Below are 7,103 nucleotides of genomic sequence, written 5' to 3' on the forward strand. Positions count from 1 at the left end.
AGAGTTAAGGGTAGATATGGGATTTTTCACCTCGATGATGTCGCCATTGTTTAGCAAGGTGTTTATCGCGATCAATATCGATGCGATCACTTGCACGATCAAAGTTATAAGAATCAAGCACGACAAGCAGGTAGAATCACTCACAAAAGAGTTTAAAACCACAGAAAATCAAATCCCTATGGAAGCTGTGAAGCTCATCAGGCGATATAAACACAACTATCCTTTCACTTATGTTAGTGCGATGATTAAGACTCTCTCACAAGGCGTGGTGTTACAGAAGGATTCTAAGGACTTTTTTTCGGGGAATCTTAAAGCAAGTGAATGCCAAATCAGCAGCAGCGAGACGATACGCGTTTTTGCAAAACGCTCGATGATTAAGGATTATTTACGCCGTTTTAATGTGATCTCTGGGGTGGATTTTGTGTTTTCGCCATTTTTGATCATTGATCAAAATGCCCACGATCTGCCCACGCTAGGGAATAATGTCTATGTGCTTTTGCAAAGGAGCAATATCGCCCTTATGGTTGTGTATAGAGGGGTGGCGACTTTTAGCGGGTTTTTCATCGCTGAAGGTGAGGTGCCTATGCTCAATAAAGAAGAGCAAAGATCAGATATTGAGCTAAAGAATTTTGATGAACTCTCTTTAGATGATGATTTTGATGAGTTTGCCAAAATCGCCCTAGATCCAAGCATAGAGCATTTGCAGACAGATATGTTTATCCCAAATCTTGATGAGACAAAGATCGTTTATGATGATATGCCAAAGGCAAAAATCATTAGCAAGATTCTTGTTGATGCTATTAAAGAATACTACCAGAATCCATTATATAAAGGCGAGTTTATCGATAAGGTCATTTTGCTTGATGCGTGTAAAATCAGCGATCAAGCCTATGAATTTATCGCTAAAGAGCTTATGCTAGAAACGGTGAAAAGAGATGTAAATCTCCCAGATGTATTGATACAATTTGCGCAAAGAGAGCTTAAAGGAAAATAATGGCACTAAGTTTTATCCGCCCAAAGACCAAGCATATCTTCGCTAAAGTTACTAAGATTTGGTGGCTGTATTTTGCATTAACGATAGTGATTTTGCTTGGATTTTATGGGTTTGTTACGCGAGAGATTTCTGCCTCTGCAGAGCGCGCTCAAGAATATCGCTTCAATCAAGCAATCCTGCAGCAAAATATCATTGATCTTGATGAGCATTTCGAGCGGCTTGTGTTTGAATCAACACTCGTGCATCAGCGCAGCGACAAAAACGACATTCGCCGTGATAAGCTGCGCGATCTTTTAGAGCTTGTGCCAGATAAAATCACCTTGCGCTTCATAGAAATTAGCGATACTACGCTTGTGTTAAAGGGTATTACACCATCAAAGGAGTTTTTCTACTTCGCATTGCAAGATCCGCTTAAGGCAAATTTTGGACGCTCAAATGTGAATTTTTACGCGCTATCAAATGGCTGGTATGAGTTCATCTCCATTAGCCACGCACATACCCAAGCCACCAAAAAGGCAGAGACTCAAGCTGCCATAGCAGATGACAATAAATAGGAGCTGTGATGAAAACGCCTATTACGCGCTCATTTAACAAAGTCGATACAGATTTATTTGTCCGTAATTTGATTTTTTCTATTTTGTATATTAGTGTGATTCTAGGGTTTTTTAACTACCTACTTTGGCCCACGATCATTGCCTTTAAATCCCAATATATCCTAGAGCGCAAGGAAAAAATCATCTACAATGAAATTAAAAAGGGCTATGATAATTCCGCGCAGCGACTGCAGGATTTCATCACAAACAATCGCCCAATTTTTGCCAAGCTTAGCAATCAAAATGCCCTTGAAGAAGTAAAAAGCCTTATTGCCTCCTACCTTACTATCAAGTCTATCAAGCAAGTCCAAAGCAGCACGCAAGAAGACAACCAAACCATAAACACCACTTATGCTTTCACCACACAGACAAAAAATGTCGCAAATATGTGGCAGCTTATGGAAAAGCTATCCACCCTAAATGCAAGCGTAGTGATCAACCCACCCGTGCAGATCAACCGCGCCAGCTTGCAAGCAGATGTTTATGACATAAGCTTTAGCCTAGAAATCGTGTATAACACCTATCAAGTCCCCACTCACACCCAAAAGCTCCTTGAACACCTGCCAAACTAATATTGTGCTATGAAGATTTTAGCCATTATCGCAGTGATTTTTAGCTTTTTGCTAGGGAGCAAGCTCTATATCTATTGGCGGTTATCGCGCTCTTCGTGGGTGTTTTCTAGGTATAAAAAATCTCTTGCAGCCACACTTTTGCTAGTGTTTATCTGTGAGGTTGGATTCTGGATTTTGGCAAAGGATCTGCGCTTTTATGATGTGGGCTACAATGTTTTAGGACTTTGTGTAGCGATCACTTATTGCTTGTTTGTGGCGTGCTTGTGTGTGGATATATTGTGGCTTTGTGGCAAGGCATTATCTAAGATGCTAAAAAAAGTGGATTCTAGAAATACACAAAATCTACACAAGCAAGCTGACTCCACCTTTTTGTCATCACGAGACTTCCGCAAGGAAATCGTGGCGATCCACAGCACAAACCTAGAATCCGCTTTTTCAAAAGTGGATTCTAGGGATTCTAAGGGGTTTGGGGACCCTAGGCATTCTAAGGATTCTAGTGGCACTCACGCCATAGCCCAATCCCTAGAATCTCACGCGCCAATGCCACTCTCTCGGCGCAAGTCTCTAAAGATCCTGCACGATTTGGGCGTGTTTGGGCTGTTTTTTCTCTTTTTCTTCACAAGTCGTAATAATGCCCTGCACACGCCACCGGTGCGCAATGTGGCAATCCCACTTCCTAAGCTAAAACAGCAAAAACGCATAGCAATGATTAGCGATGTGCATATCGGGCATATCCTTAAAGCCGAGTTTTTAGAGCGTATTGTCGCTAGGATCAATACCCTAAATGCCGATATTGTGGTGATTGTGGGGGATTTGATTGATGATGATATAAGGAAAATTAGCAAGGAGTTTGGCGCATTGCAGGCAATTGCTAGCAAAGAAGGCGTGTTTTATGTCAATGGCAATCACGAATACTACCACGGCATCGCACCTATAATGGAATTTATGCGAAAAAGCGGGGTGCGCGTGCTAGATAATGAGTCCATCGAGCTAAGCGGCTTTAATCTCGCTGGGGTGAATGACCTAGCGGGCTTGCGCTTTAAAGAGTATGAGCCTAATTTAGAGCGTGCTAAGCAAGATCTTAACCCCAGCAAGCCTAGTATCTTGCTAGCCCATCAGCCTAAATTTGCTAGGCTCTATGATGTGAGTGAGTTTGACTTAGTGCTAAGTGGGCATACGCACGCGGGGCAGGTTTTCCCGATGTCGATTTTTGTCTGGCTAGATCAGCACTATATCCACGGACTCTATAACCACACAAAAGACACCAAGCTCTATGTCAGCTCGGGGGCGGGATTTTGGGGACCAAGCTTCCGCTTTTTAGCCCCTAGTGAGATTGTTTGTATTGATTTGTTGCCTAGTGAGAGTGCGCAAAATACACAAATATCATAAATTATTGAACTATTGAAAATGTAGTAGTTAGCAGTATGGCAGAGAGGAAGGGATTCGAACCCTCGAAGGCTTGCACCTTACACGCGTTCCAGGCGTGCTCCTTCAACCACTCGGACACCTCTCTAAATAAAGTGCGCATTATAGCATATTTTATGTGATCTACCCACACTTCACAAAACACAGCAAAGCTAGATCAAATGACAAAACTTTTATCAATTACTAGGCAAATATATATTAGTATTTCATCTATTTTGTGATCCCAAGGCTTATGATGTTCCCCACTTTAGAGACGATACCTGCTGCTGCCTTACTCCAGCAAGGCTACACGCATTTGCCGGTGGCAAAGGAGCTTTACGCAGATTTTATCACGCCCATAGAAGCCTTACGCGCTTTGAAGGCACATTCCCCAGAGAGCTTTTTACTAGAATCTATGCAGGACCCAAACAATCGCGGGCGATATAGCTTCCTAGGCTTTGAGCCGCTTGCGCAAGTGCGCTCTTGCAAGGGGGAGATCACGCTCATAACCACAGAGCCTGCCCTGCTCTCCCTAGCCCAAAATCCTAGCACCAAAAGCGGTGATTCTCTCACTTTCACCGCCAAGCCCAACGCCTTTTTGCGCGAGATTCTGCGCTTATACAAATCCCCAAAGCTTAGAGATATGCCGCCTTTTACCGGTGGGCTTGTGGGGTATTTTGCCTATGAGTTTATCCGCTATGCAGAAAGCGCACTTGATTTCCCCACGCCCAAACCTCCGCTAGAATCCAGCGCGTGGGAGTTGGATTCTAGCGATGATATGCATCTTATGCTGTTTTTGCATATTGTGGTGTTTGACCACTTGCGCCAAAAGCTCTTGCTAATCACCAATGTCAATCTAGCGCAGCTAGAATCTAGCTACACACAAGCCACACACAAGCTAGATTCTATCGCGCAGATCTTGTATCGTGCTAGAAGCTCTAGGCGCGTATTTGCGCCCTTTAGGCTAGAATCCTCGTTTTCACGCTACTTTACCAAGGAGCAATTTAGCCAGAGAGTCCAAGCCGCTAAACACTACATCAAGCAAGGCGATATTTTTCAAGTCGTGCTATCAAACCCTATGCAAGCCAAAGCTAGCGGCTCGCTTTTTGATGTGTATCGTGTGCTTCGCACAAGCAACCCTTCGCCCTATATGTTTTATCTCTCAAGTGATGAGCTAGAGATCGCTGGGGCATCGCCTGAGACGCTTGTGCAGCTAGAATCTGGTGCGATCACGACTTATCCGCTAGCAGGCTCACGCCCACGCGGAGCAAATGAGCAAGAAGATATGCAGCTAGAGCTAGAGCTTTTGCACGATGAAAAGGAGCTAAGCGAGCATAATATGCTAGTAGATCTCTCGCGCAATGATATGGGGCGTGTGGCGCAAATTGGCAGTGTCAAGGTTACACACTATAAGCAGATTGTCAAATATTCCCACATTATGCACTTGTCTTCTAGTGTTGTTGCAAAGCTGGATTCTAGGAATGATGCGCTAGATGCGCTTGGGGCGATCTTGCCTGCTGGCACACTCTCTGGTGCGCCCAAAATCCGCGCGTGTGAGATTATCTATGAGCTAGAAGATATGCTGCATTCTGGAGGTCGTGGGATTTATGGTGGGGCGATAGGGTATCTGGATTTTACCGGCAATATGGACACTTGTATCGCTATCCGCCTAGTGTATAAGAGAGGTGATAGAATCTTTGTGCGATCTGGGGCTGGGATTGTGTATGAGAGCGATGAAAATGCCGAGTGGCAAGAGCTAGATAACAAGGCTAGGGCTATTATCCACGCCTTAGAGCTAGCAAGTGCCGGGCTTGATAGGGGGCTAGATGATACTCTTGCTTGATAACTACGATAGCTTCTCTTACAATCTCTACCAGCTGCTATGTGAAAATGGTGCAGATATAGAAGTCTATCGCAATGACAAAATCTCCCTGCAAGACATCAAGGCTATGTCCCCACAAGCCATCATCATCTCCCCGGGTCCCAAAGCCCCTAAAGACGCTGGGATTTGTATTGATGCTATCCGCACATTTGCGCCAACTATCCCTATATTTGGCGTATGTCTAGGACATCAGGCGATTTGCGAAGCCTTTGGCGGCAGGGTAGGCAGTGCGCCAGAGCTTATGCACGGCAAGCAAGATACCATAGAGCTTGACACTACAAGCCCACTTTTTGCCAATCTCCCTAGACACATTGAAGTGGCGCGTTACCACTCTTTGTGCGCTTTGGAGCTAGGCAGCCAGCTAGTCCCTATCGCCCACACGCTTAAAGGAGCGATGATTATGGCACTGCGCCATAAGAGCTATCACACCTATGGTGTGCAGTTTCACCCAGAATCCATTTTGACGCCAAAAGGCGCGGTGATTATCCGTAATTTTCTCTCACTCATACACAAAGGCAGACAATGATCAAAGACGCCATAATCGCCCTAACAAAAGGGCAGACCCTAAGCTACAAGCAAGCCAAAGAAGCGATGGATGCCATTATGAGCCAAGAAGCTAGCGATATACAAATCGCTGCTTTTCTCACCGCCCTAGCTCTAAAGGGCGAGAGTATCGATGAGATCACCGCGTGTGCGGAGTCTTTGCGCGAGCATTGCGTGCGATTGCTGCATAATATGGAGGTGCTAGAGATTGTAGGCACCGGGGGCGATGGCTCAAACTCCTTTAATATCTCTACTGCAAGTGCCATTGTAAGCGCAGCAGGAGGGGCGAAAGTCGCCAAGCACGGCAACCGCTCGGCTTCCTCACAATGTGGCTCTGCTGATGTGCTAGAAGAGCTTGGGGTGAATATTATGCTTGATAAAGAGCGATCCCAAAGGCTTTTAGAGGAAATTGGGATATGCTTTTTGTTTGCACAAAATTATCATATCGCTATGCGCTATGTCGCCCCTGTGCGCAAGCAGCTAGGAATCCGCACGATTTTCAATATCCTAGGACCTTTGAGCAATCCTGCTGGGGCGAGCCTGCAGCTTATGGGCGTGTATGATGAGAGCTTGTGCGAGCCGCTAGCACAGGTGATGAAAAATCTCGGCGTGAAGCGCGGAATGGTCGTCTATGGGCAAGATAGCCTTGATGAAATCTCCCTAAGCGCGCCTACGACAATCTGCGAGATTAAGGAAGGTGCGATTAGCTCTTATGTGTTTTCACCTAGGGATTTTGGGCTAGAGCTTTGCGATAAAAGCGCATTGCAAGGTGGGGATAAAGCCCATAATGCGCGCATTATCCAAGAGATTTTTAGCGGGCGGGATAAGGGCGCGAAATACCACGCCACCTGTCTTAATGCCGGCGCAGCCCTGTATATCGCCAGCAAGGCACAGAGCTTTAAAGATGGATTCTACCTAGCCCAAAGCTTGATTAACTCTAAGCAAGCCCACAATAAGCTAGAAGAATTTATCTCTAAGAGCAACAATTAAGGACCTCCTATGCTCTTTAACTCCTATCTTTTTATCTTTTGCTTTTTACCCATAGTGTGGGCTATCTTTCATCTCCTTAAAGCCCTTAGTATCACACAAAACTCTAGCGTGTATATGACCCTTGC

General features: G+C 45.1%; 7 protein-coding genes and 1 tRNA gene. 7 read left to right on the forward strand and 1 reads right to left on the reverse strand.

Annotation, left to right across the window (positions count from 1 at the left end):
* Positions 1-16: 16 nt before the first annotated feature.
* Genes NYG90_RS09490 through NYG90_RS09505 form a run of 4 tightly spaced genes read left to right on the forward strand, consistent with a single transcriptional unit; the run spans position 17 to position 3,548 of the window.
* Positions 17-994: a DUF8569 domain-containing protein gene (locus tag NYG90_RS09490; RefSeq protein WP_115011246.1), complete on the forward strand. Its 978-nt coding sequence runs from the start codon at positions 17-19 to the stop codon at positions 992-994.
* Complete coding sequence (locus NYG90_RS09495) at positions 994-1,548, forward strand: hypothetical protein (protein WP_285264982.1); 555 nt, start codon at positions 994-996, stop codon at positions 1,546-1,548. Before NYG90_RS09490 ends, NYG90_RS09495 begins: the two co-directional genes overlap by 1 nt.
* An 8-nt stretch (positions 1,549-1,556) precedes the next feature.
* Positions 1,557-2,159, forward strand: a complete 603-nt coding sequence (locus NYG90_RS09500) for a hypothetical protein (RefSeq protein ID WP_285264983.1) — start codon at positions 1,557-1,559, stop codon at positions 2,157-2,159.
* 9 nt (positions 2,160-2,168) lie between these two features.
* Positions 2,169-3,548 carry a metallophosphoesterase gene (locus NYG90_RS09505; protein ID WP_285264984.1) on the forward strand — a complete coding sequence of 460 codons (1,380 nt, stop codon included), beginning with the start codon at positions 2,169-2,171 and terminating at the stop codon, positions 3,546-3,548.
* A 36-nt stretch (positions 3,549-3,584) separates the two neighbouring features.
* Here NYG90_RS09505 and NYG90_RS09510 read toward each other — a convergent pair.
* A tRNA-Ser gene (locus NYG90_RS09510) sits at positions 3,585-3,672 on the reverse strand.
* A 144-nt stretch (positions 3,673-3,816) separates the two neighbouring features.
* On the opposite strand from NYG90_RS09510, the gene NYG90_RS09515 reads away from it, so the two are divergent.
* From NYG90_RS09515 to trpD, 3 genes are read left to right on the forward strand one after another with little or no spacing between them, the layout of a single operon-like run.
* Positions 3,817-5,406: an anthranilate synthase component I family protein gene (locus tag NYG90_RS09515; protein ID WP_285264985.1), complete on the forward strand. Its 1,590-nt coding sequence runs from the start codon at positions 3,817-3,819 to the stop codon at positions 5,404-5,406.
* On the forward strand, positions 5,390-5,971 hold the full coding sequence (locus NYG90_RS09520) for an anthranilate synthase component II (RefSeq protein WP_285257622.1): 582 nt from the start codon (positions 5,390-5,392) through the stop codon (positions 5,969-5,971). Before NYG90_RS09515 ends, NYG90_RS09520 begins: the two co-directional genes overlap by 17 nt.
* Positions 5,968-6,978 (forward strand): anthranilate phosphoribosyltransferase, encoded by a 1,011-nt coding sequence (gene trpD, locus NYG90_RS09525; RefSeq protein WP_285257621.1) that lies wholly within the window; start codon positions 5,968-5,970, stop codon positions 6,976-6,978. Before NYG90_RS09520 ends, trpD begins: the two co-directional genes overlap by 4 nt.
* The last annotated feature ends 125 nt before the right edge of the window (positions 6,979-7,103 follow it).

Origin of the sequence: Helicobacter zhangjianzhongii, assembly GCF_030249855.1 — a bacterium.
Lineage (GTDB): Bacteria > Campylobacterota > Campylobacteria > Campylobacterales > Helicobacteraceae > Helicobacter_B > Helicobacter_B zhangjianzhongii.

What these genes read in the sequence shown, in the direction of transcription:
- NYG90_RS09515 (WP_285264985.1), top strand. Translation starts at nt 3,817, where the DNA reads ATGATGTTCCCCACTTTAGAGACGATACCTGCTGCTGCCTTACTCCAG.
- NYG90_RS09495 (WP_285264982.1), top strand. Translation starts at nt 994, where the DNA reads ATGGCACTAAGTTTTATCCGCCCAAAGACCAAGCATATCTTCGCTAAA.
- NYG90_RS09490 (WP_115011246.1), top strand. Translation starts at nt 17, where the DNA reads ATGGGATTTTTCACCTCGATGATGTCGCCATTGTTTAGCAAGGTGTTT.
- NYG90_RS09500 (WP_285264983.1), top strand. Translation starts at nt 1,557, where the DNA reads ATGAAAACGCCTATTACGCGCTCATTTAACAAAGTCGATACAGATTTA.
- NYG90_RS09520 (WP_285257622.1), top strand. Translation starts at nt 5,390, where the DNA reads ATGATACTCTTGCTTGATAACTACGATAGCTTCTCTTACAATCTCTAC.
- NYG90_RS09505 (WP_285264984.1), top strand. Translation starts at nt 2,169, where the DNA reads ATGAAGATTTTAGCCATTATCGCAGTGATTTTTAGCTTTTTGCTAGGG.
- trpD (WP_285257621.1), top strand. Translation starts at nt 5,968, where the DNA reads ATGATCAAAGACGCCATAATCGCCCTAACAAAAGGGCAGACCCTAAGC.